The sequence below is a fragment of the Larkinella sp. C7 genome (assembly GCF_006149005.1).
Lineage (GTDB): Bacteria > Bacteroidota > Bacteroidia > Cytophagales > Spirosomataceae > Larkinella.
On the sequence record NZ_VBSL01000017.1, the window covers coordinates 94038 to 117594 of the forward strand.

Annotated in this window: 17 protein-coding genes; 11 read left to right on the forward strand and 6 right to left on the reverse strand. The window is 50.9% G+C overall.

The window, feature by feature from the left end:
- Window positions 1–21: 21 nt before the first annotated feature.
- From FH871_RS27415 to FH871_RS27425, 3 genes are all read right to left on the reverse strand, one after another.
- A complete protein-coding gene (locus FH871_RS27415) occupies window positions 22–567 on the reverse strand; it encodes a cupin domain-containing protein (RefSeq protein WP_138994605.1) in 546 nt (181 codons plus the stop codon).
- A gap of 149 nt (window positions 568–716) precedes the next feature.
- Entirely contained in the window at window positions 717–4808 is a 4092-nt protein-coding gene (locus FH871_RS27420; RefSeq protein WP_138994606.1) for a two-component regulator propeller domain-containing protein, read from the reverse strand.
- A gap of 230 nt (window positions 4809–5038) precedes the next feature.
- On the reverse strand, window positions 5039–6175 hold the full coding sequence (locus tag FH871_RS27425; RefSeq protein WP_138994607.1) for a redoxin family protein: 1137 nt from the start codon (window positions 6173–6175) through the stop codon (window positions 5039–5041).
- A gap of 232 nt (window positions 6176–6407) precedes the next feature.
- On the opposite strand from FH871_RS27425, the gene FH871_RS27430 reads away from it, so the two are divergent.
- The 9 genes from FH871_RS27430 to FH871_RS27470 all read left to right on the forward strand — a co-directional run bounded on the left by FH871_RS27430 (window position 6408) and on the right by FH871_RS27470 (window position 17311).
- Window positions 6408–7460 (forward strand): sensor histidine kinase, encoded by a 1053-nt coding sequence (locus FH871_RS27430; RefSeq protein WP_212768273.1) that lies wholly within the window; start codon window positions 6408–6410, stop codon window positions 7458–7460.
- 228 nt (window positions 7461–7688) lie between these two features.
- Complete coding sequence (locus FH871_RS27435) at window positions 7689–8360, forward strand: hypothetical protein (protein WP_138994609.1); 672 nt, start codon at window positions 7689–7691, stop codon at window positions 8358–8360.
- An 87-nt stretch (window positions 8361–8447) separates the two neighbouring features.
- Window positions 8448–8978 (forward strand): hypothetical protein, encoded by a 531-nt coding sequence (locus FH871_RS27440; protein WP_138994610.1) that lies wholly within the window; start codon window positions 8448–8450, stop codon window positions 8976–8978.
- Between the two features lie 70 nt (window positions 8979–9048).
- A complete protein-coding gene (locus FH871_RS27445) occupies window positions 9049–9624 on the forward strand; it encodes an RNA polymerase sigma factor (RefSeq protein ID WP_138994611.1) in 576 nt (191 codons plus the stop codon).
- Entirely contained in the window at window positions 9605–10936 is a 1332-nt protein-coding gene (locus FH871_RS27450) for an outer membrane beta-barrel protein (protein WP_138994612.1), read from the forward strand. The genes FH871_RS27445 and FH871_RS27450 overlap by 20 nt, the downstream gene beginning before the upstream one ends.
- A 185-nt stretch (window positions 10937–11121) precedes the next feature.
- Window positions 11122–12291 (forward strand): DUF4856 domain-containing protein, encoded by a 1170-nt coding sequence (locus FH871_RS27455; protein WP_138994613.1) that lies wholly within the window; start codon window positions 11122–11124, stop codon window positions 12289–12291.
- A gap of 106 nt (window positions 12292–12397) precedes the next feature.
- Window positions 12398–13558 (forward strand): imelysin family protein, encoded by a 1161-nt coding sequence (locus FH871_RS27460; protein ID WP_138994614.1) that lies wholly within the window; start codon window positions 12398–12400, stop codon window positions 13556–13558.
- Window positions 13558–14907 carry an HTTM domain-containing protein gene (locus FH871_RS27465; RefSeq protein WP_138994615.1) on the forward strand — a complete coding sequence of 450 codons (1350 nt, stop codon included), beginning with the start codon at window positions 13558–13560 and terminating at the stop codon, window positions 14905–14907. The genes FH871_RS27460 and FH871_RS27465 overlap by 1 nt, the downstream gene beginning before the upstream one ends.
- A complete protein-coding gene (locus tag FH871_RS27470; RefSeq protein WP_138994616.1) occupies window positions 14888–17311 on the forward strand; it encodes a TonB-dependent receptor in 2424 nt (807 codons plus the stop codon). The genes FH871_RS27465 and FH871_RS27470 overlap by 20 nt, the downstream gene beginning before the upstream one ends.
- Window positions 17312–17329: 18 nt before the next feature.
- Here the strand turns inward: FH871_RS27470 and FH871_RS27475 are convergent, their stop codons facing one another.
- A complete protein-coding gene (locus FH871_RS27475) occupies window positions 17330–18121 on the reverse strand; it encodes a sensor histidine kinase KdpD (protein WP_138994617.1) in 792 nt (263 codons plus the stop codon).
- Window positions 18122–18582: 461 nt separating this feature from the next.
- Between FH871_RS27475 and FH871_RS27480 the strand changes: the two genes are divergently transcribed.
- Window positions 18583–20109, forward strand: coding sequence for a response regulator (locus FH871_RS27480; protein ID WP_171062970.1), 1527 nt, complete (start codon window positions 18583–18585; stop codon window positions 20107–20109).
- A 410-nt stretch (window positions 20110–20519) separates the two neighbouring features.
- Here the strand turns inward: FH871_RS27480 and FH871_RS27485 are convergent, their stop codons facing one another.
- Complete coding sequence (locus FH871_RS27485) at window positions 20520–21365, reverse strand: hypothetical protein (RefSeq protein WP_138994619.1); 846 nt, start codon at window positions 21363–21365, stop codon at window positions 20520–20522.
- A gap of 33 nt (window positions 21366–21398) precedes the next feature.
- Window positions 21399–22223, reverse strand: a complete 825-nt coding sequence (locus FH871_RS27490; protein WP_138994620.1) for a hypothetical protein — start codon at window positions 22221–22223, stop codon at window positions 21399–21401.
- 543 nt (window positions 22224–22766) lie between these two features.
- On the opposite strand from FH871_RS27490, the gene FH871_RS27495 reads away from it, so the two are divergent.
- Window positions 22767–23555: a LytTR family DNA-binding domain-containing protein gene (locus FH871_RS27495; protein WP_138994621.1), complete on the forward strand. Its 789-nt coding sequence runs from the start codon at window positions 22767–22769 to the stop codon at window positions 23553–23555.
- Window positions 23556–23557 lie beyond the last annotated feature (2 nt).

Below are 23557 nucleotides of genomic sequence, written 5' to 3' on the forward strand. Positions count from 1 at the left end.
GTGGTCGGTTTTTACGGGTTGTCAGTCCGGCAACTTGTAGCCGAGCGTGCTGCCCACGAAGGCCAGAAACCGCATGAGCCCGTGGGGCGGGTTGGCCGACTTGATTTCTTTTTCGTGGTCCACGAAAAGCATCGAAATCCGGATCAGGGAACCGAAGTTCTTTGGCGGCAGCGTCATTTTTCCACTGGCAATCAGGGTGTGCATCCGCCGGAAAAACCGCTCAAAACCGAGGGCGGGTTTGTGGACATTGAGGAGCCGAACCGGTTCGGGGTGTGAATTTTTGAGCGTATGCGGCACACCCGCCGGAACGGTTGCGGTTTCGCCCGGTTTGACCAGCCGCCATTGTCCGTCGATCCACACATCCAGCGTACCTTCCAGCACCTGATAGCTTTCCTCGGCCTGGGGGTGAATGTGCTGCGGAGGCCCCTCAAAACCCGGCACCAGCACATTGATGACTTCAAAAAAAGCACCGTTGGTCTCTTTCGTGTCTTTGGTAATTTGCCACCACATGCCGGCGGCTGGAAAATCCAGAATTCGATCCGAATCCGTTTTGTCTAACTCTTTCATGGTCGCTGTTTTAAATAAGGGCAGGAGCCACCTGCCGGTGGAAAATGCAGTTTCCAGTGACCGGTTTTTGGGCCCTGGTTAGCGACACAAGGATACGGAAGCGAGGTGTGTAGGGAGGTGGACTATTGTCCGAAAAGGTGGACTATTGTTTAATGCTGGCCCGAAAGGCGAAAAGTAGCGGGCGAAATGCCGTATTCGTCGGAAAATACCCGGCTGAAATACTTGGGGTCTTCAAAACCGACGGCGTAAGCCACTTCCGAAATATTCAGATCCGAAGCAACCAGCAGCTCTTTGGCTTTGCCCAGCCGAAGCGCCCGAATATACCGGGTCGTGGACATGCCGGTGAGGGCAACCAGCTTGAGGTGAAGCGTGGAGCGACTCATGCGCATCCGCTGGCAAATGGCCTCAATCGAAAAATCGGGATTGTCCAGCTGCGCTTCCAGCGCCGTCCGCAGCTTCAGCAGAAAAAGACTTTCCTGTGGATCGGCTTCTTCAGCAACCGCCGGATCGTGAGAGCCGGTTTTTAGCGCCAGCTGGCTGTAATGGGCTTGCAGGACGCGCCGGGCCTGCAGCCGGTTCTCCAGCACCACCCGCAATTCTTCCCGCTGAAAGGGTTTGGTCAGGTAGGCATCCGCGCCCCGCCGGAGTCCGCTGATGCGGTCGCTGGCTGCGGCTTTGGCGGTCAGTAATACGATGGGAATGTGACTGGTGCGCGGATCGTTCTTCAATTCATCACACAGTTGAAAACCGTCCTTCTGCGGCATCATGACGTCGCTCAAAATCAGGTCCGGTATGGTTGAAAACGCCAGATCAATACCGGTTTGGCCGTTTTCGCCCCGGAGAATCCGGTACTCGTTCCCAAGGCAGGATTGGATGTACGTGGCGACATCGTCGTTATCTTCCACCAGCAGCAGCAGCGGTTTTTCACCGCCAACGGGAGCCTCCACTTCGGTTGCGACCCGGTTTTGCGGGCTGATCAGAACAAGGCCGGTTGGCACAACGTCGGCTAACGGGGCCTTTTGGGTGCGGGGGAAACTGACCACAAACTCGGCACCCTCACCGGGTGAACTCCGCACCGCCAGCCCACCGTTCATCAGCAAAACCAGTTCGCGCACCAGCGATAGCCCGATACCAGTTCCGCCGGTTTCAGAAACCGGACGGGTGGAAACCTGAAAAAACCGGTCGAAAATGTGGCGCAAACGGTCGGGTTCGATGCCCGGCCCGGTGTCGCGCACCCGGATCGAAAACCAGGGTTCATCACGGTGTTTGGTGGGAGAAATGTCCTCGTAAAAACCCTCGCCCGGCGGATTCCAGTTGACGTGGGTGGACAGGTGGAAATACACGTCACCCCCCACGGGCGTAAATTTCAGGGCATTCGTTAACAGATTTGAAAGAATGTCCTGCAGTTTATCCTGATCGAAATCCGTTTCGCAGGTTTCTGCATCCGTGTAAAAATGGAGTTGAATGGCTTTCCGGTCCGCCATCGACTGAAACGATTCGGCGAGGTACCGACTGAAACGAACCAGATCCGACCGAACGAGCTGGAGTTGCATTTCGCCCGCTTCGAGTTTTGACAGATCCAGAATCTGATTGATCAGGCGCAGCAGGTTGCTCCCGTTGCGTTCGATCAGGTCGGATGCCTGTCGAATCCGGTTGGAGGGGTCATCCCGTTTCAGTTCCGACGACATGCCCAGAATAACCGTCAGCGGGGTGCGGAATTCGTGGGAAATATTGGCAAAAAACCGGGATTTGGTTTCGTTAAGCCGCTGCAGCACCTGCGCCTGTTGGGCAATGATTTCCTTGTCGTCCTGAATTTGGGCGGTGGCCTGTCGGATCTCGGTTTGCAGTCGTTTCTGTTCCTGCTGGTGGTTCCAGATGCGCCAGCGGAGCCAGCCCCAGATCCCGCCAATCAGCAGCAAAACCGTCAGGACAATAAACCAGATTTGCAGGTAAAAAGGTCGGCGAACTTCGACCTGAATCGTCAGCGTATTGGCCGACCATTGCCCGTTAGCAGCCTGTCCCTTAATCAATAATTGATGGGTACCGTAAGGCAGATTACTCAGCCGCAGGGAAGACTCGGTTTGAAACGTCCAGTCCTGATCCAGGCCCTTAAACTGATAGGCATAGACGTTTTTTTCGGCGTCGGTAAAATTCAGCAGCGCAAAATCAAGGACACTCGTTCGGTCATCCGGTTGTAAAACAATTTCGTTGGTTTTCACTAATTCCCCGGTTTTGTCGATCAGTTTATCGGACGGACTATCAAACTGACGAAACGAAATAATCCGCATCGGTAGCGGAATGGGCGGTTTTTCGGCTTCAAAATTCTGGGGATCAAAAGCGGTAATCCCGTTGAGGCCACCGAAATAAATCCGTCCGGTTTTATCCTGAAAATGCGAAATCCGGTTGAATTCGTTGTGCGTAATGCCATCCTGCACAAAATACGTCCGGGTGGTCAGCCGAACCGGATCGAACCGCATAATCCCGTAGTCGCTGCTCATCCACAGATTGCCCCGGCGGTCCGGGTAAACCGCGTAAATATTATCATTCGATAAGCCTTCCGAACGTCGGAACTGACGAAAGTGGTTTTGGGGGCGATCCCAGCGGATCAGGCCGGAGTTGGCCGTTGCCAGCCAGTAAATGCCTTTCGCATCCTGGTAGAAATGCTGAAAATTGTCGGCGGGCAGGTAAAAAACGCCTTTGCCACCACGCCAGTAACGGGCCGTGACGCCTTCGGTAGAATCAATTGCATACAAACCCGAATTGGCGCAAATCCAGAGGGTGCCCTGCCGGTCGGGAGCGATGTGGAGCACATGAGCCTGAGCGAGTTCCGGAAATTGATGATAGGCCGTAAATGGTTTTGACTGCCCGGTTTGGGTATCCACCCACCGAAGGCCGGTTGACGTTCCGACCAGCCAGGACGCCGGGGTAATCGGATGGAGAGCCCAGATAAAGGACGCATCGGGCAACTGGATAGTGGAAGAACTGCGCGATTGGGAATTATACTGAACCAGTTGATTCCCGTTTCCGGCGTAGATTTTCCCCTGCCCATCCGAGGCTAAACCGTACGCAAAAACCGTGTTCCCGTACAACTTTTTGGGTAAACTGCCCGCTTTCGGAACCGCAAAGAGACCCCGTTTTTCCAGATTAGCGAAGACCTGATCGCCCAGCACGGTGATGCCCCGGGTTGCTACTTGCTGGGCTTTATTATTTTCCTGATAAAAGAATCGTTGAAAGGGGTTTTTCGTCAACTTGACCTGATAAACCCCAAAACTGGTTCCCAACCAGAATTGCCCATTCTGATCGCGATAAAAATCCCGATTTTCAATGATTTCGCCGGATGTTTGTCCGGCAATGGTGAGTAACGTTCGGTTGGTTGAATCCCGTAAACTGATGCCATCCCAGACCAAACCGGTTTGATCAAAGGGATAGCAAACGGGGCCTTTATACCGTTTCATCGATTCGAGCAAAGCCGGTGACCACTCCCGCCGATGCCCCGATTCGTCGACGCTAAAAAACCGGTGACGCTGTTTTTGGGCCGGATTATAAACCGTGTAGAAGAATTCAATCCCGGCGTTACGCTTCCCCCAACACCAGCTGACGACGTCTTTTCCATGCGAAAACTGATGGACAATACGTCCATCGGCGGTGAGTTCCACGATGCGGTTTTCATCCGCAATGGCCCAGACGGTGTTGTGGGCGGTGGCCCGAAAGGTGCCGAGCGTCTTAAACTGCGGAAGCGAAACCACCCGCAGACCCGACGTCGGGTGGTACGAGAGGAGCGCAGCGGGCTGGTAATTTGTTAAGTAGATGGTCCCGTTGTCACTATTCAATAAGCCCTGAAGATCCGTAAATGAATCGGGAAGTTTTTGCTTTTCAAACCGTTTCTGAAAGGCTATTGCCTGACTTGTCAGCGGGTTAAATACCGCAATGTTGGTTTGGCTTTTGGGACCCATGAGCCACAAATTCCCGTCGGCATCCCGGGCAATCGACTGGATATCATCAAAATCAAGGCCGTTGTGGTCTTTCGTAAATGTGGTGAAGGTTTTGCCATCGAAGCGGTTGAGCCCGAACTTGGTTCCGAACCACATAAATCCCTGTTTGTCCTGAAGAATGGCATTCACCTCGCGGTGCGACAGGCCATTTTCCGGCCCGTAGTGTTTCACCGAGGCCGCGAACTGCTGGGCGTTTGCCAGCGTAAAAAAACAAAGAATCAGGCCTGTCAGAAGACTCGCGGTTTTCAAGGTGGGTTTTGTCAAAGCCCGGAAAGAGAAAACAAATTTATAACTGAAAATCAATCGGAGCGGTGTCCTGATCGTTAAATGTACTTTTTAATTAAATGAAGAGGTTTTGGGGGGAATAATAATAATAAATAATAAATGTAGAATGATGAATGTAAAAGTGGCCTGACGCGCCTGGAACACTTTTACATTTATCATTCTACATTTATCATTTATTATTAAAACACCGCTTCTCAATAATACCGCCCGATCAGCCGGTTTTCCACAATCTTCCGTTTCATTTCCAGCGGATCGATCTGCCCCTGTTTGCTGTAGACGATCTTGCCGCCCGGTTCTACCAGAATGGTATAGGGGAGTGCGCCCTGCCAGTTGGGATCGATGGCTTCGATCAGCGCGTATTTGTCGTCCGAACTGAACAGGTAGTTCTGGTTGGAAGCCTCTTTCTTCTTTAGAAATTCGAGGGCTTTAGCTTTTTTGTCGGGCTTGTCGGCCGAAACCGTCACGAGCTCGAAATCCCGCTCGCGGTACATCCGGTCGATGGTGATGAACTCCGGAAATTCCTGCACACACGGTCCGCACCAGGTCGCCCAGACGTTGATCAGCCGCAATTTGTCGGAATCATTTTTGATCAGTTTTTTCAGACCGGCTACGTCCACATCGGTCAGAGAAACTGGTCGCCTGGCCCACTCGGTCTGCTGTTTCCTGATGTAATCGCTCTTTTCGATCCATTTGACCGAGCAGCCGAAGGTTTTGGTGGTGGCCATCGGCACCTTCTGTCCGGCCAATACCGCATCCAGCGCTGCCCGGGCGTCTTCGGCATTGGCCGATCCCGGTTTTTCTTTCGCATCGAACCGCCCGGCGTACTGAAGCTTGCGGTCTTTGTCGAAAATGAAAACGTGGGGTGTCGCCACCGGGCCGTATTTCTCCGACGTGGTTTGCGTGTCACCGTCGTAGAGATACGGGAAATTATAGCCCTTTGCTTTGGCGCGGACCTTCATCTCGGCAAAACTGTCACTCAGATCGGTGTAGCCCAGTTCGGCCAGGCTCACGGTGGCCGGGCTGTTGGGCGAAATCACGACGAAGTTTACCTTCTTCGGTTTATAGTCGTTCACCAACTGAATCAGGCGGTCTTCATAAGCCTGTGCGGTGGGGCAGTGGTTGCAACTGAACACGATGACCAGCGCGGGCGAACCGGCAAAACTCTTCAGGCTGTACTGTTTTCCGTCGACGCCGGGCAGCGAAAAATCCGGGGCCGAAGCGCCAATTTCCAGGGTTTTGTGATCCGCTTTCGGCATAAAAGCCAGCGTGCTGATCAGGACGATCAGTCCGGACAGTCGGCACAATCTTCTGATTAAGGAGTTGGTAATCATAGGAATAGTTTATGTTGTGTAGGAATACTCTACTTTTACCTGAAAATAATGAAATAAAACCGTACGGGAAAAATCCATACCGAAATCTGACGGTCTGTGGGCTAAAAATGCGGATTCAACCGACTATCTTTTGAAACAGATTGCCGGTAAACTACTTTTAGCAAACGGTTTAACGCCTTCGGATCCGGCGGATAAGCAACGAGAACAACCCGATTCCGTGAACAAAGTGACCATGACCCAACCCATCAACCGGGTCGAGCCCATCAACGACAAATGGCTGCAAATCATCGGCACACCGGTGGCCGTTTTGCCGTTCGTGTTCTTTTACATGAATGAATACGGCTACGATTGGCGTCTGTTTGCCCAGGCTTTTCTCTGGGGACTGGTCTCAACCGCCTGTGCCTGGCAATTGCTGCGGTGGTGGGTGATGAAGGTGCGGGTGCGCTATGCCGACCGGACTCAGTTCCGGCAACGCATTCTGACGACGTTTCTGGGTTATTCGCTGCTGATCATTCCTGTGCAACCCATCGAAACCTGGGTGGTGAGCCATGTGGATTTTACGGGGATGGTAACGCCAGCCGAATTTCCGCGCGTTTACCTGATTCACATCGGCATGGCGCTTTTGTTTGCCCTGCTGGTGGGGGCGATTTACGAAAGCATGTATTACCTCCAGAAAAACCGGGAAGCGATCACGGAAGCCGAAGCACTCAAAAAAGCGACCTTGCAGAGCCAGTATGACACGCTGAAAAACCAGGTCAACCCGCATTTTTTGTTCAATTCGCTCAATTCGTTGTCGTCGCTGATTACCGAAGACAAAAAACAGGCCGGGGCGTTTCTGGACGAACTGGCGAGCGTCTACCGGTATTTGTTGCAGGAAGGCGAGCGGGAATTGACGTCGCTCCGCAGCGAGGTGGAGTTTATCCGGTCGTATCTGTTTCTGATTGAAACGCGGTTTGGTTCGGCCATTTCGTACGACATTCGGGTGGAAGACCGGTTTCTGGACGATATGCTGCCTCCGCTGACGCTCCAGACGCTGGTCGAAAACGCCATCCGGTACAACGTCATTTTGCCCGAAAAACCGTTGCGGCTGACGATTCAGACCCTGGAAGACGGTCAGTTGCTGGTTGCCAATCCGATTCAGCGCAAACCGCTCCGCGTTACGGCCATTCCCATCGGACTGGGGACGCTCACCGACCGCTTTCGTCGGCTGGGCCTGCCCGCGCTGGAGATCAAAGACGACGGCGAGGAGTTTCGGGTGACGGTTCCGCTGTTGCGGAGGGAGTGATTGAAAAGAAGTTAAAATCCGTCAACTATGAGATGATGCCCATGCCTACCAGTTGTCTAAGTGCCAGCGGCACGTAGGACCCCTCCGGGGTCAATGATCTCACCGTTTGCGTTAAAATGAGTAATGCCAAATGCAAAAGTTTCACGCCCGCGTCCCTAATTTTTACATTTAGTATTCATCATTTTACATTTTCAATTCCTGTTTTTAATAACCAAGTAAACAACAACCATGAACACGTTAAAAATCAGTTTCTTTGCGGCTCTGCTGAGCAGCACCGTTGGAATGGCCCAATATGTTCCGCTGGGCGCCATCACGTCGTGGACCGACGGCTATGTCGTAACGACCGACAACGATACGATTCGCGGGAAAGTCCGGGTGGGCGCGATGGTGAATGACGCTCCGGCCAGCGTTGTGGTTCGCACGGCCGACGACAAAAAAGTAACCTTCAAAGGCGAGAAACTCCGTTTGGTGGCCCAGGACATTCCGAAATTTGCCTATGCCACCGGGGCCATTCCCCGCGAACGGGAGCAGGTGGTTTTTGAGCGGGTGCCCAATCCGCGCAAAGACGGAAAAACCGCCCTACTCGAACGACTGAGCCATCCGGGCAAAATTACACTGTACTTCGACGCCAGCGGCTGGAAGAAAAGCGCGGAGTATACCTTCGGCAATTTCACGATCGGCACCAATCCGAGAGACCTCAGCTTTGTGGTGGTGAAAGACCAGACCAACGCCCGAATCGTGAAAAAAGGAACCATCGACGACGAACACGAGGCTTTGTTTGGCGACTGCCCGGCCTTTGTGCGGCAGTTTCCGGCCGCCACGCGCCGGGACTGGAACCGGTTTGGCGAAATCGTGGAAGCGTATAACCGGACGTGCGTGATCGGAACGGCGTTGAACTGACGGTTTTTGAAAAAAATGCGAGGGGTTGTAGCGTTCGTTTCGCGCGCTACGTCATGGGTTTAGTAACCACTAAACAGTTTTACATCCATGAAAATCCATTCCATTTTATCCAGCTTCCTGATGGTTCGAAAAATGTCCGCTCTGTTGAGCCTGGCCGTCCTGTTGACGCTCGGGGCCTGTAACCAGGATTCGGCCAACGAACCCGCCCCGTCGGACAAAGACCTGACGAGTTTGCAAAAAAGCCCCGAAGAATTTGACCGGGCCATGAACGCCCGTACCAAAGCCGAAGGAACGCAGTTTACCATCGAGAACGTCACCCGTGACGGCAACATCCTGACGGTGAAAGTGAAAGGCGGTTGTTCGCCCGAATCCTTTAAGGCGGTCTGGAATGGGGTCGAAATCATGATTTATCCGCCGACGATCCACCTGGCGCTGATTCATGAAACGGGCGAAGTTTCCGGCTGCCCGACCGATCTCGTACACACGCTCAAAATTGACGTTACCAAAGTGATTGGCGAAGGCGATCATTCCAATACAACCTTTGTCGTCTACAATGGGTCGAAGGTGCAGGACACCACGCTGAACCCGGACGGCACCGTTTCCAATTCCAACCGGTAAAATACCACTCATACCCGGAACGGTGGGCCGTTGGGCTCACCGTTCTTTGTTATCGCCCGCAGCCGGTGATATGGCACCAGATTGTACTCCTTTTGAACGACAACTCATCGAAGGATGCCGGAAAGGCAACCCGCAGCACCAGGAAATGTTCTACAAGCATTTTTACGGGTTTACAATGGCCATTGCGTTGCGATACCACCCGGCCCGGCAGGAAGCAGGCAGCGTGGTCAACGATAGTTTTATGAAAGTCTTCGACCGGATCGACCGGTATTCGTTTGACGAAACGTTCAAAGGCTGGCTGCGCCGGATCGTAGTCAACACCGCCCTCGATCACTACCGGAAACTGACCAGGCACGCCCACACCCTCGATCCGGAACAGGCCGACAGCCAGGCTGTGGCCCTCGAAGAGTCGGTCATTAGCCAACTCACGGCGGAGGACATTCTGAACCTGCTCCAGCACCTTCCCGACCACTACCGCATGGTGTTTAACTTATACGAAATCGAAGGGTATTCGCACGACGAAATTGCCCGGCAACTCAATCTGTCGGTCAGCTCGTCGCGGGTTTACCTGGTTCGGGCGAAAGAAAAACTCGCCCGGTTGGTGAAAAATTATTTCCCGAATCACAATGAAAGATTCTATCCATAAACGGCTGACCGATCAGATTCGAAAGACGATGGGGCGGTATGAACCGGCTTACGAGCCCGGTTCGTGGGAGGAATTTCAGCGGCTCCGGCGCAAACGGCAGCAACGGCAACCGCTGGTCTGGTTCCGGTATGCGATGGCGGCCTGTCTGTTGCTCGGCGTTCTGGGCGTGCCGGTTTGGCTGTATGTCGGTCGGCAGGATTCGGAACCGTTGGCCGTCAATCAACCCAAAACCGGTTTTTCGGGAAAGAAAACCGCTCCGTCGCTGGTGGAGAAACGTCGGGCAGAAGGAGCGGGCTTAACCAGAAAAAAGGAACACTTTGAGGTTGATCGAAAACCGCTGCTTTCGGTTATTACTTCTAAAGCTGTGCGTGGTCCCGTTGTTGTCCCTAAAGGAGACTTGGACGCGGCAACCGCTGGATTCAGGAAGTACCCTTTAGGGCCGGAGTCGCACACGACTTTAGGGGCAAAGCCAAACCCAATTGCTATTCGCATTCAAACGGATACGGATTTGCCCAAATCGGACGAATCAATCAGCCAAACCGGCTCGTTTGAATTCATCACGCCACGATCCATACCGGTCGCCCAACGTCCACTTCGACCTTTAGGACTTCCCTTGAGTCTATGGACTTCCCAACCGGCGGTGGCAAAAATCGATCCCGCCAGGACAGGACAGAAACCCATTTGGGGCGTCAGTCTGGCCCCGCAGTCGGTGTATGCCGCCGGAAGTTCGGCGTCTCCAGCCCTGGGGGGCGGACTTTTTTCCGAAATCCCGATTAGCCGCCGGTTTAGCCTGTCGACCGGGTTGTCGATGGCGCAGCAAAAACTCGGAACCGCCGGGCCGGAGTTGTTCGTTGTTTCGACGGTTCCCCAGTTGGTTGCGACCAGCATTCGACTCACGGCGGTCGATCTGCCGGTGAATATCCGGTTTCGGACCAAAAAATCGGCTGATTTAGGTTTCTATGCCGAAGTGGGTTTGTCGTCCGTCGCCTTTCTGAATGAACACTATGCGTATACCTACCAGCAGCAAAAAGAGGTGACGGTGGTGGTGATGGGAACCAACGGGCAGGAGCAAACGACGACGCAATTCGTGACGGCGCAGGAAACGATAAACCAGGCCGAACCGTCTTTTCAGAAAATTTACTGGGGGCGGATCGTCAATCTATCGATTGGCGTGGAGCGCCGGATTGGCACCCGATTCCGGTTATCCGCTGAACCGTATCTGAAATATCCAATCGGACCGTTCACGCGGGAAAACCTGATGCTTGGTGCGGGGGGCGTCAGTCTGCGGCTGGGTTTCCAGTCTGTTCGGTGATTCCCATCAAGAGCAAATCCGGTTTTGACTATAAATCTGACCAACACCGGATTTCTCGTGTTTATAGTAAGTAGCTTATATTCAGTAAGTTGAAATCTTATTTAAAAACATTCTTACTAATAATATTATAACCAGTCTAAATAGTAATTACATTTACGGCAGAATAACCTTTTATCGAATCCATCATGTTCAACGTAAATGTACTTGCCCGATACATTCCCATTGTATTGGTAACCGCCAGTCTGATTGCCTGTAACAAAGACGACGATGACAATGGCATCACACCACCTGAAAACCTGCGTTCTGCTATCGACTATTCCAAATTGACGGATACCACGGCCTACGCCAACTTCTTTGCGGATAACAGCGGTGCCAAAACCGTTGATCTGACACCGGGCAGCACCCAGCTTTTGATGTTCCGCGCCATCAACACCTACAACGGTACGGCAGTAGGAACCGGCGCCACGCTGGATTCGACCGTACTGAAAAACATGTTTTCCAATACCGGCAATCCCTTTACGGATGCAGCTTTGAATACATCCGGCGTTAACCTGCGGTCGATCTTTGCCTCGTCACTGCCGGCGGCTGATGCCGAAAAAGAGCGTAAAACCCTGGAAGCCGCTTTTGGACCGATTGCCACCGCCAGCAAATCCGTAACGGCCACTGCTTCCGAAGGCAAGGCGGGCAAGCTCGGGACATATTTAGTGGATGCCAAAGGCATCGAATGGGCTCAGATTATCCAGAAATCCATGATTGGCGGCTTGCAGGTCGATTACATCAGCAACGTGCTGTTGAGCGATAAGAACCTGGCCCTGGACAATTCAAAAGTGGTCACCGGTAAAAAATACACCGAACTGGAGCACAATTGGGATCAGATTTTCGGCTTGCTGACGGCCAATCCGGTCTATGGCAGCAAAGCAACGGCTACGTCGTCCGGCGAAAGTTTCATCGGTTCCTACCTCTGGGAATACAATAAAGAAGACTTCCCCAAAATCCACACGGCCTTGCTGAAAGGACGGGCGGCCATTGTCAACAACGACCCGACGACCCTGAAAGCGCAGGTTGCTATTCTGCGCCCGGCGATGGAAAAAGCCCTGGCTGGTGCGGCTCTGGGCTACCTGGGGAAATGGAAAACGAACGCAACCAACGATGCGGCCCGCGCCCACGCCATTGGCGAAGGACTGGGATTCATTTACTCGCTGCGGTTCTGCAAAGTAAACGGGGCTGATGCCGCTTTCTCGGACACCATCCTGGCGGGATTGATCGGAGCTCCCAACGGTTTCTGGGGGCTGACCAACACCAAAATCGACGCAGCCGCTGCGGCCATCCGGACGAAGTTCAAGATCACGAATTAATGTAGCGTTTACGGTTTTCGGTATACGGTTTACGGTGGCTGACGCGCGTTTCATAAACGTCAGCCACCGTAAACCGTATACCGAAAACCGTAAACCATTTTTAAGTATGGCACATCTCAGTTGGAAAACCGTCGGTTTTTTGTTTGCTTTTCTGGGGCTGGTCTGGGCTTGTTCGACCAGCAAGGATACGCCCGATCCGGACCCCGATCCGAATCCTACTACGCCCGTGGGCACCGACCGCAAGGCGATGCTGACGCACCTGGCGGACAATATCATTCTACCGGGCTACGCCAATTTCAAGACCAAATTCGACCTGATGCGGACGAAGTCGGAGGCCTTTGCGGCCAAACCCGACCCAACCACGCTGACAGAATTCCGGCAGGCCTGGGTCGATGCCTATACCGAATGGCAAAAAGTGGAGCTGTTCGACGTCGGACCGGCAGAATCGCAGACGTTGCGGTATTTTTTCAACATCTATCCGGCCAATGTGGCCGGGATTGAAGAAAACATCGTTTCCGGTTCGGCGGTGATGGACTTGCCAGCCGCGTACCCCAAACAGGGTTTTCCGGCTTTGGATTACCTCATCAATGGTCTTGCGGCCACCGACGATGCCATCCTGCTGCGGTATACGACGGCTGCGGATGCCGCCAAACGGATTGCTTACCTGAAGCGAATCACAACCCAGATGAACACGGTTTTTACCGCCGTTCTGACCGAGTGGACGACCGGTGGCTACCGGGACAAGTTTGTGAACTGCACCGGCATCGACGCGGGTTGCTCGACTTCGAAACTGGTCAATGGCTATGTACTTCATTATGAGCGGTATATTCGTTCGGGGAAATTCGGGATTCCGACGGGCGTGATGGCCAGCGGCACTCCGGCTCCTGAAAAAGTGGAAGCGTTCTACAAAAAAGACCTGTCGCTGGTTCTGGCCAAAACCGCTCACCAGGCAGCCATTGATTTTTTCAACGGAAAAGACATAAAAACGGGGCAGGAGGGGCCCGGTTTTAAAAGTTACCTCAACGCCCTCGGTGCCAAAGACAGCCAGACCGGCAAGTCGCTGGTGGAGGTGATCAACGCACAGTTTGAATCGACCAACGCGAAACTGAACGCGCTGAAACCGAACCTGCACGACGAAATCAAGACCAATAACGCTGCGGTGGTGGCGGTGTACACCGAAATGCAGAAAGCCGTACGGATGCTGAAAGTGGACATGACGTCGGCCATGAGCATTACCATTACCTATGTGGACACGGACGGCGACTGATGGGCCGGTATTTTCGGACATATACCTCAGCGGCTCCTTTGGCCGTTTTCCGAATCGCCTTCGGCGTGATGCTTCTGGGCAGCGTCGTTCGTTTCTGGTCGAAAGGCTGGATCGAAGAGCTTTACATCAAACCTTCTTTTTTCTTTCCGTATTACGGTTTTGAGTTTGTCAAGCCGCTCGGCGAATACACGTATCTGCTGTTTGCCGTCTGCGGTCTTAGCGCGCTGCTGGTGGCCCTTGGGTGGTTCTACCGAATGGCTTCCGTCCTGCTTTTTCTGAGCTTTACGTACATCGAACTGATGGACAAAAGCACCTACCTGAATCACTATTATTTTGTGAGTCTGGTGGCGTTTCTGCTGATCTTCCTGCCCGCCAACGCCTATTTTTCGGTCGATGCCTACCAAAACCGTAGCGGTTTCTACGACCAGGTTCCCCGCTGGACGATCGACAGTTTGCGGCTGCTAATGGGTATTGTTTATCTCTACGCCGGTCTGGCCAAACTGAACTCCGACTGGCTGCTGGAAGCGCTGCCGCTCCGGATCTGGTTGCCGGGTCGCAACGATTTACCGATCATCGGTTTTCTGTTCAACTACCGCGAGACGGCGTATGCGTTCAGTTGGCTGGGCGCGCTCTACGACCTCAGCATTCCGTTTTTGCTGCTCAACCGCGTTACGCGTCCGTTTGCCTATGTGGCGGTGGTGGTTTTTCACGTGCTGACCGTCATCCTGTTTCCGATCGGCATGTTTCCGTACATCATGATCGTGGCGGCTCTGATCTTTTTCTCCGCCGGTTTTCACCAGAAAATCATTGCGGTTTTCCGGTCTTGGCTGCGACTCCCGGATCACCTGCCGGGGCCGGAGAAGATACGGGTATACAGCCCGCAGCGAACCCGGGCGCTTCTGGCGGGGCTGGCGGTGTTTTTTGCGATCCAACTCCTTTTTCCGTTTCGGTATGTGCTCTATCCCAACGAGTTATTCTGGTCGGAAGAAGGCTACCGGTTTTCGTGGCGGGTGATGCTGATGGAGAAAATGGGGCATGTGCAATTCAAAGTCGTGGACGAATCGGGGCGGCAGGCCGTCGTCAACAACCACGAATACCTGACGCCTTTGCAGGAAAAAATGATGGCGACGCAGCCGGATATGCTGGTTCAGTTTGCGCACTATCTGCGGGATCAGTACACCCGGAAGGGTTTTCAAAACCCGAAAGTTTTTGCCGATACTTACGTCAGTCTGAATGGTCGGCTGGGCAAACCGTACATTGACCCGACGGTCAACCTGGCGCAGGAAACCGACTCGTTCCGGCCCAAAAAGTGGATTTTACCCTTTGGAGATGAAATTAAAGGTTTATAGTATCTGTATTCTGTTTTTTCTTGTTACGAATGCCAGTCAGGCCCAGCACACCTTGCGGGGGCTTGTTCGGGAGAAAACAACGCATGTGCCCGTCGATGGGGCCAGCGTGTATTTGAAAGGCTCCCGGAACATTTTTATGACCGATCGTCTGGGGCAGTTCACCATTCCCAATCTGAAAACCGGCACCTACCAACTTCAGTTTTTCTCCCTGAATCACAAACCGTTCAAAACCGAACTGACGGTTCGCTCGGACACGACGCTTGATGTTTCGCTGGAAAGTTCCGAAAAAACGCTCCGGGAAGTGACCGTTACGGCCCAGCAGGGCAGTTTTGGCATGACCCGGCTGCGCGAAGTGGAAGGCACGGCCATTTTTGCGGCCAAAAAATCGGAGGTGATTTTGCCCGATAATCTGGTCGCCAATCTGGCCACCAACAATGCCCGGCAGGTATACGCGCGGGTGGCGGGTCTGAACATCTGGGAAAACGACGGGGGCGGGTTGCAACTGAGCATCGGCGGCCGGGGCCTCGATCCCAATCGGACGTCGAATTTCAACGTCCGGCAAAACAGCTACGACATCAGTGCCGACGCGCTGGGCTATCCCGAAAGCTATTATACACCCCCAACGGAGGCTCTGAAACGCATCAAAATCGTGCGCGGGGCGGCTTCGCTGCAATACGGAACGCAGTTTGGCGGCTTGCTCAATTTCGAGATGCGTCAGCCCGTCACCGACCGAACGGTTGAAGTGACTTCGCGGCAAACCGTGGGCTCGTTCGGCTTTTTCAACTCGTTCAACAGCGTGAGCGGCACGGCTAAAAAGCTGAGTTATTACGCTTTCTTCCAATATAAACGGGCAGATGGCTGGCGGCCCAATTCACATTTCGACAGCAAAACCCTCTATGCCGATTTGCATTATCAGCTGACCGACGAGGCCAAAATCGGCCTGGAAGTGACGCACATGGACTACCTGGCCCAGCAACCGGGCGGGTTGAGCGACGACATGTTTCGGGCCGACCCGCGACAGTCGAACCGCGGGCGAAACTGGTTTAAGGTGGACTGGAACCTGTTCAATGTGCATTACGACTGGAAAGTAAACCGCCGGTCAGACATCAACCTGATTGCGTTTGGCGTGGTGGCTTCGCGGTATTCACTGGGTTTTCGGCCCAACCGCGTGGCCACGGTCGACAACGAAAGCTTTGAGCGGGATTTGATTGCGGGCGATTTTCGCAATTGGGGTTTTGAAGGACGGTTTCTGAACCGGTATCAACTGGGCCAAAAAGACGGCGTTTTTCTGGTCGGAACCCGGTTTTACCACGGTTTCAACCACAGTCGTCAGGGCGTTGGCCCAACGGGCAAAAACGCGGATTTTACGTTCGTTGAACCCGATCAACTCACATCGTCCGACTACCGATTTCCGAACCGGAACATCTCGTTTTTTGCCGAAAATGTTCTTTTCCTCAATTCAAAAGTGTCGATAACGCCGGGTCTGCGCTACGAGCACATCCGCACCACAGCCGACGGTTTCTACGGCAACGTCGTCCGCGACCTGGCCGGTAACATCATCGATATTACCAAAACGCAGGAGAAACGGATCAATCCGCGCGGTTTTCTGATTGCCGGTCTGGGCCTGAGTTACAAGCCGTCGGCTCAGCTTGAAGCCTACGGCAACATCTCCCAGAATTACCGATCAATTACGTTCAGTGACATGCGAATCGCGAACCCGTCGGCGGTGATCGACCCCAATTTGCAGGATGAACGCGGTTTTTCGGCAGATGTGGGTGTGCGGGGTGAGAAAAACGAAGTGTTGAATTACGACCTGAGTCTGTTTGCGCTCAACTACGGAAACCGCATTGGCGAAGTGCAGTTTTACGACGAAAACGACCGTGTTTTGCGCAAACGGACCAACATCGGCCGGGCGTTGATCGTGGGGCTGGAGTCGTACGGCGAAGTGGAACTGCTGCGGCTGTTAAACAAGCAGCCGGATCGCTGGGGCTGGTCGGTTTTCGGGAATCTGGCCCTGATTCGTTCGCGGTATGTCAACAGCCAGATTCCGGGCGTGCAGGGCAATGACGTGGAGTTTGTTCCCGCCGTCAATCTCAAATCGGGCATGCGGTGGGGGTATCGTAACCTCAAAGCGTCGTTCCAGTTTACGTACCTGACCGACCAGTTTTCCGACGCGACGAACGCCGTCGATGGCGGTTTTTCGGGCGTTGTCGGACGAATACCAGCCTATCACATCATGGATTTCTCGCTGTCGTGGACGTACCGGTGGCTCAAACTGGAAGGCAGCGTCAACAATTTAACGAACGAATACTATTATACGCGTCGGGCCACGGGCTACCCCGGCCCGGGGATTTTGCCGTCCGACGGGCGGGCTTTTTTCCTGACGGTGGGGGTGAAATGGTAATCATTTCCTGCGGTTTCTTCAAAGCCCGGTATTCGTCCAGCTTAAGGTAACCCGGGTTCCCTGCTTCATTTTATTTTCAATTTGCAATCGCCCCTGGGTGCGCTTCATGAGCTGAAAACAAAGGTTTAATCCAAGGCCAAACTGTTGCTTCGTTATTCGATCGGGTGCAATCCCCGGCCCGGTATCGTCCACCACCAGTTCGGTTGCCGTCAGCCCTTTTCGGATTGAAATATGGATTGTTCCATTTGCAGGTGTAAATTTAATGGCATTGTGCAGAACATTTTTGATCACCAGTGATGTCAGAATTTCATTCGCCCAGATCGTAACAGGTTGACGGTCAAAGCGTATCATTAGTTCTTTTTGTTGAATCAGCCCAGCAAACTCTTCAATCAGGCTGTCGATTATTTGGGATAGATTGGTTGACTGAGGATAGGGTTCTATTTTATCGAGTTGAACAAGCGACCAGTGAAGAATATTGTCCAGGGTATGAAGCAAATGGGTTGCATGCTGTTCCAGAATATTTATTTGTTCGCTTTCGTCCTTCATTTTCAAAAGGGTAAGCCTGGATTTTAAACGAACCACGGGACTGCGTAGATCATGGGCAATGGTTGAAAAAAGTTCACTTTCTTTCTGTTTGCCCACCAATACCTCTTCAAGTTGCCTTTGCAATTCCTGTTTTTCATTGATCAATTGGATTTGCTTCTCTCGTGCTTTGTGTAAAAATAAAATAGCTAGCCCTAGTGAAACCACCAATAAGGCTATTCCTGAGAGCAGAAACCATCGTTGTTCATCAAAATAATCTTGGTCCATATATTTTACCTCAATGATTATTAATTCGTTAATTTGTGCTATTTCTTGTGGAAAAAACTTAACAATTTTCTAAAAAACTGTCAAACAACCGATGGATTTACTTTTAAATAGGACACTTTTGAATACAAAAATAGGCTATCTTCTTTTAGTATTTAGCGTATATTTAAATAAATATTTGCTGTTTTTTATATATTTATTGTGTTGAATGTCAGCTCTGTAAAGTTTTTTTTGAATATAATGTTATGAAGTTGCCTCTCTCAAATTGGTCACTAAAAAAGACACTTAGTTTCGTGCCGGATGCTCTAATTCGCGCTCAGATAAAAATTTTCTTTGTCTTTATTTTTCTAGGATTTGCGCGAATAATACTTCTTATTTACGAGAATAGTGTAGTGCATTATAATCCGGTTAAAATATCTATTGATGTCTTTATATTATTATATACCATCATCTTATTAAAACTATTGTTATCAAGACCCGGTATATTAGAAAAGCTTATTCATTTTTCACAGCTAATAGCATTATATACGCTATGGTTTCAGATCCTCAAACATCCCGAAGGCGTGAGGGTTGATATTTTCCTGGTTATTTTTACGAACATTATGTTCAGCTATTATGGCCTTGGCAGAAAATGGGGGCTGTTTTATTCCATTTTATCAATTCTACCGATCGTTATTCACTTAAACAACGGTGGATTTACTCATCAGCCTGCGATTACATCCAATTCGTTTTCTTTTATTACGTCTATTATTTTCTATTTTTTGATTGTTATTGTTTCTCATCACTTTTACCATACGGCACTGTATGAAACAATTGACGAAAAAACTGAATTGAATAAGCAACTGGAAAAATCAGCTCGTGCAAAATCGGATTTCTTGCTCACCATGTCTCACGAACTCAGAACGCCTTTAAATATTGTGATGGGAATTACCGATGTGCTATTACAAGATAAGCCAAGAAAAGAACAGAAAGAAAATCTGGATATTTTAAAATTTTCATCCGAAAGCCTTCTTATTTTAATCAATGACATTCTTGATTTTAATCGGTTTGAATCAAAAAAGGTTGAGCTTGAATATATTCCTTTTAATATCGCTAATCTGTTGCAGGATATCCATTCAGGATTTCGCATTAAAGCCGCAGAAAAAGGATTAGTCTGTAATCTTGTCATTGACCCGGCAATAGCGAAACAGAACGTGATCGGAGATCCGACCCGGTTTATTCAAATTGTTTTTAATTTAGTGGGGAATGCCATTAAATTCACCCAGGAAGGTCAGGTTGATATCGGCGCAAGTGTAGTTAGTAAGGATAAGGATTTAATCCGGATTCTCTTCTCGGTTAGCGATACTGGAATAGGCATTTCTGCCGATCAACAAAAAATCATTTTTGACCCTTTCCGGCAGGCTTCGACGAACATTACGCGGGAGTTCGGGGGAACCGGTCTGGGTCTGGCGATTGTCAAACACCTGCTAAATCTCCACCACAGTGCCATTCAACTGGAAAGCCGGGAAAACGAAGGAACCCGGTTTTCGTTCGAAATCACGTTCCCAACCTCGCCATTGAATACCGATACGATCAATGCGTTTGGTTCCACGATGAAGAAGGTGGATCTGGCCCATTTACGCGTATTGCTGGCGGAAGATAATCCGATGAATGTGACGCTGATGAAAAAAATATTTCTGACCTGGAATAACACGATTACTGTCGCGGAGGATGGTAAAGAAGTCATTGACAAACTGGCGAAAAACTCGTTCGACGTCATCTTGATGGACATCAACATGCCCCGGATGAACGGCTATGAAACCACCACCCGGATTCGCCAACTGGAGGATAAGGTGAAATCCACCATCCACATTATTGCCCTGACGGCCTGGGTGGCCAGCGATGTCACCCGACGGATTCGGGAGGTTGGCATGGATGATTACCTGATCAAACCCTTCAAACCGAACGAGTTGCAGTATAAACTGTCGAAACTGATGGCTGAAAAACAGTGATTTGCCTGCAGGAACGCCATGCCATTTCCAGGCTGGTGATTCTCCGGTCGGATGTTCAGAAACCGTTTTGTTACCCTGACGAAATAGAAACAGATGCCGCGCATCTTGACGGCTTATTGACCCAAATTAATCTCTGGTGAAGCCGGTGTTAGCCTTACTGGTAAGGCATACAGTCGAATCACAGCCTCACGACTCTCCTGTGTACACCGGCATTCTCCAGGATATCGGCATTCATGCACAGCGTATGCATGGGGACAAAATGTGGATTTAAGGGCGCTTTCCCTGAAAAACCGTAAACAGGTAGTCGGGGAAAGCGGCTAAACACGTTATGAATAACCGCACGTTTTCTATCGTAGAAATCGCACCTGTTAAAGTCCAGATTCCGGCATTCATTCACGACTGGAAGGACCTTAATTCAAGCGTTGCGCCGTCACATAAAAGAAGTGATTCAACCCATCGGTAGTTGCATGCCAGGTGCAGTTGTACCACTCGCCAGTTGAAAAAGTAATCATGGCGTTTACATATTCACTACCAGTAGATGACGTAGCCAAATCATCATTTCCATCAACATAATAGGAATAGGCATTGGGGGCAATAGTCGTATTTGCTCCTTGCGTGTATTGATCATTGGTGGATAAGGTAGAAATAGAGTAAGCAAAAGGGCTATTGGTTGTATTAAATAGTTTTGGTGAAACACTGGTTGCCGGTGCTATTGGAGATCGAATGAAATCCATGCGTAACCCATTAATGATAATCGCATTGGGGCTATTGGTAGCGTTGGGGAATGCCGCTCTCCGGGTTGTAGTCCCTGTATTGTTTGAGGCTGTCCCAGTCATTACAAGAATAGTAGATCCGCTGGAAGTCCATGTACTAGATGGAACAATCATTCGGGATGTTCTGATTTCGCCGATAACAAATGGCGATGAATTGTCGTTATTATCCGTGTTTTTCACGATCCTTTCCCAGGAAGTGCCGCTCCAGGCGTAAAGCGTATTGGCAACCACGGCCGTATTGCCCGAACCTGCATCGGCGGTGTTGTAAACGATCATTCCAGCAGCCGCTGTTCCGGCCAGGCCCCATACGGTCGTAGAACTGAGGGCTACCCGCGGCATCAACATCCCTTTGTTTGTGGTTTCCATTTCTAAAATAGAGCCCGCGTTAATGGTGGTGGGATTATTCCCGATTTTCACCTGTGCCTGTGCTGTAACGGCCAGTACCAAACCGGCCACTCCAAAAAATAGTGATTTCAGTTTCATGATTTATGCCCTTTTGGGGTAATTAGTAATGTATTAAATCCCTTTCCATGCGAAATAAGCGCCCGATTGAGGGCGAATGCGTGCCGTGGGCATTTCTGGGGGAGGAGTGCGCAGGGCAGCAGGGACCGCAACATAATAGCAGACCGGTTGGATAAATACCGGTTTAAGCACCGACCCGTGCCGCTGCCAGCGGTGGCCGGTCAGCCACATTTCCCCATCGTAGGTCAGGTCAGGCAGCCGGGAGGTTGTTCCTTTAGTGGGTAGAGAAGACCATGTAAGTTTTTGTACAAGCAACTTTGAATTGCGTATTAACCGGATACGGGTGCTATCCGTCAGCGTCAGTCCGCCCGGTTCTACCTCGAACCGGCCCTGATCGATGGTCAGTGAGTTTTCGATGACCAGGTGCCCGTGGAGCATGACCCGATTCGGATTGAGCAGCGCCAGGTTGTCGATCCGGCTGTCGTGGGATACAATGTGTTGGGGTTTACTTCCAATCAGGGCAAGTACACCCCTTCCGTTCAGGTGGACATTTTCCAGAACCAGATCCCCCCATACAGCGAGCGTATCGGTATGAATCGTTATGGAGCCAAACAGTCCGATGCCGGCCGGCGGATCGATGGGGGTACCTGCGGCATACGCATCGGGATTGGGACACCCGTAAAAAGACAGGCAAATCAGGAAAGAAAACCCGGTTTTGCGGATGAACGCACAACGCGAAAGCCGGAGCCGACTTAGGGGAATGTGGTTTCGACCCTGAAGTCCATCGCCTGTTTGCTCAGCGCTCACCGGCGAAAAGGCCAGGGCGACGAGGAACGCCTGAAAAAAGGCACAAGACCTGAACGGGTAAATTTTTGCCATTCGACGCGATTTCACTAAAACGAGCTACAGCGTTTTAAGCGAAATGTCTGCCAGCAAAATTACCCCGCTCATAGCGAAGAGGTGAATGATGCGTTTTAGAGACAATCGTAATGTTAAGTGGCATGACTAGTACATTACGACCTACAAGTGAAAACTACTTCGGTATTGAGGTGCTTAAAAGTACATCAATGAACCGTTGGCTGATACGAAATGACGTTTATTTTGGTGAATTCCTACTTAAATGCTATCAACTGGGGCCGGTTTAGGGGCTTTTCCAGCGCCATGTTTTGACGTTTCCTGAAAAGTGGCATCAAATTTAGTAGCTTTAATGCTATCAACTGGGGTGATTAAGGTAACTAAAAGTTAGTGCTTTGTTTAAATTGGATACTTTTCGAAAAGAACTATCGATTGAAGGTCTAGCGGGTTTCTGACTGTAGCCCCTGATTTTAACTAGGGCAGCGGAAGCAGGCGGATATGTTGAAACGTATTGAGCAGTTTTTGACCTGCCCATGCATCATTTAGTTCATTTAAAATAGCGTTGCCGTGACAAGAAAGTTCGTTGCCCTCATCATTGACGATGACCTGGAAGTTATTAAACAATTAATTGATTTTCTAGCCTTAACTAACCTTTTCGAGCTGCCCCTTCACGCTACAAATGGCGTACAGGCTCTTATTACACTCCAAAAACAGGCGGTCGATCTGATTTTTCTGGATATGAAATTAGTCGATATGACCGGGCTGGAGCTATTGCGATTAGTGCCAAATCCTCCCCCAGCCATTGCCATATCGGCCTATCCGGGATTTGCGGTAAACTGTTATGAAAGCGGGGTGGTCGATTTTTTGCCCAAACCATTAACTTACGCCCGTTTCCTGGGCGGCATCCAGAAGACGCTCATCCGGTCATTACCGATTCTGCCAGTAGAGGCTCCGGCCCAAGTGCCAGACATTACCCCCAAACCTGTTCAACCGCCGGTCAATAAGCCCACCGAGCCCCAACTATCAACGCCATTTATCTATTTGAAAACCGGTCGTAAAACCGAGCGATTTATCATTGAAGAGATCCTCTACCTTAAAGCTTATGGCGTCTATACAAAGCTCATTGCAAAGAGTGGTACTTTTGTGGTCAATGATTATCTTGGGAATTTGGAAAAAGGATTCAATTCAAATCAATTCATGCGTGTGCATAAATCCTACATGGTCAATAAGAGTCACATTACCAAGTTTAATGCTAAAATGCTCTGGATGGATACGATCAATCTGCCGATTGGGTCAAGGTTTAGAACCAAAGTGCAAGAGTATCTCAAGGATCTTACCGTTACCCAGAGTCTGTGACA

Excerpts from the sequence above, each read along its gene's own strand:
- FH871_RS27430 (WP_212768273.1), top strand. The coding sequence starts at position 6,408 with ATGACCCAACCCATCAACCGGGTCGAGCCCATCAACGACAAATGGCTG.
- FH871_RS27455 (WP_138994613.1), top strand. The coding sequence starts at position 11,122 with ATGTTCAACGTAAATGTACTTGCCCGATACATTCCCATTGTATTGGTA.
- FH871_RS27475 (WP_138994617.1), bottom strand. The coding sequence starts at position 18,121 with ATGGACCAAGATTATTTTGATGAACAACGATGGTTTCTGCTCTCAGGA.
- FH871_RS27425 (WP_138994607.1), bottom strand. The coding sequence starts at position 6,175 with ATGATTACCAACTCCTTAATCAGAAGATTGTGCCGACTGTCCGGACTG.
- FH871_RS27415 (WP_138994605.1), bottom strand. The coding sequence starts at position 567 with ATGAAAGAGTTAGACAAAACGGATTCGGATCGAATTCTGGATTTTCCA.
- FH871_RS27465 (WP_138994615.1), top strand. The coding sequence starts at position 13,558 with ATGGGCCGGTATTTTCGGACATATACCTCAGCGGCTCCTTTGGCCGTT.
- FH871_RS27460 (WP_138994614.1), top strand. The coding sequence starts at position 12,398 with ATGGCACATCTCAGTTGGAAAACCGTCGGTTTTTTGTTTGCTTTTCTG.
- FH871_RS27440 (WP_138994610.1), top strand. The coding sequence starts at position 8,448 with ATGAAAATCCATTCCATTTTATCCAGCTTCCTGATGGTTCGAAAAATG.
- FH871_RS27470 (WP_138994616.1), top strand. The coding sequence starts at position 14,888 with ATGAAATTAAAGGTTTATAGTATCTGTATTCTGTTTTTTCTTGTTACG.
- FH871_RS27485 (WP_138994619.1), bottom strand. The coding sequence starts at position 21,365 with ATGAAACTGAAATCACTATTTTTTGGAGTGGCCGGTTTGGTACTGGCC.
- FH871_RS27445 (WP_138994611.1), top strand. The coding sequence starts at position 9,049 with ATGGCACCAGATTGTACTCCTTTTGAACGACAACTCATCGAAGGATGC.
- FH871_RS27450 (WP_138994612.1), top strand. The coding sequence starts at position 9,605 with ATGAAAGATTCTATCCATAAACGGCTGACCGATCAGATTCGAAAGACG.
- FH871_RS27490 (WP_138994620.1), bottom strand. The coding sequence starts at position 22,223 with ATGGCAAAAATTTACCCGTTCAGGTCTTGTGCCTTTTTTCAGGCGTTC.
- FH871_RS27435 (WP_138994609.1), top strand. The coding sequence starts at position 7,689 with ATGAACACGTTAAAAATCAGTTTCTTTGCGGCTCTGCTGAGCAGCACC.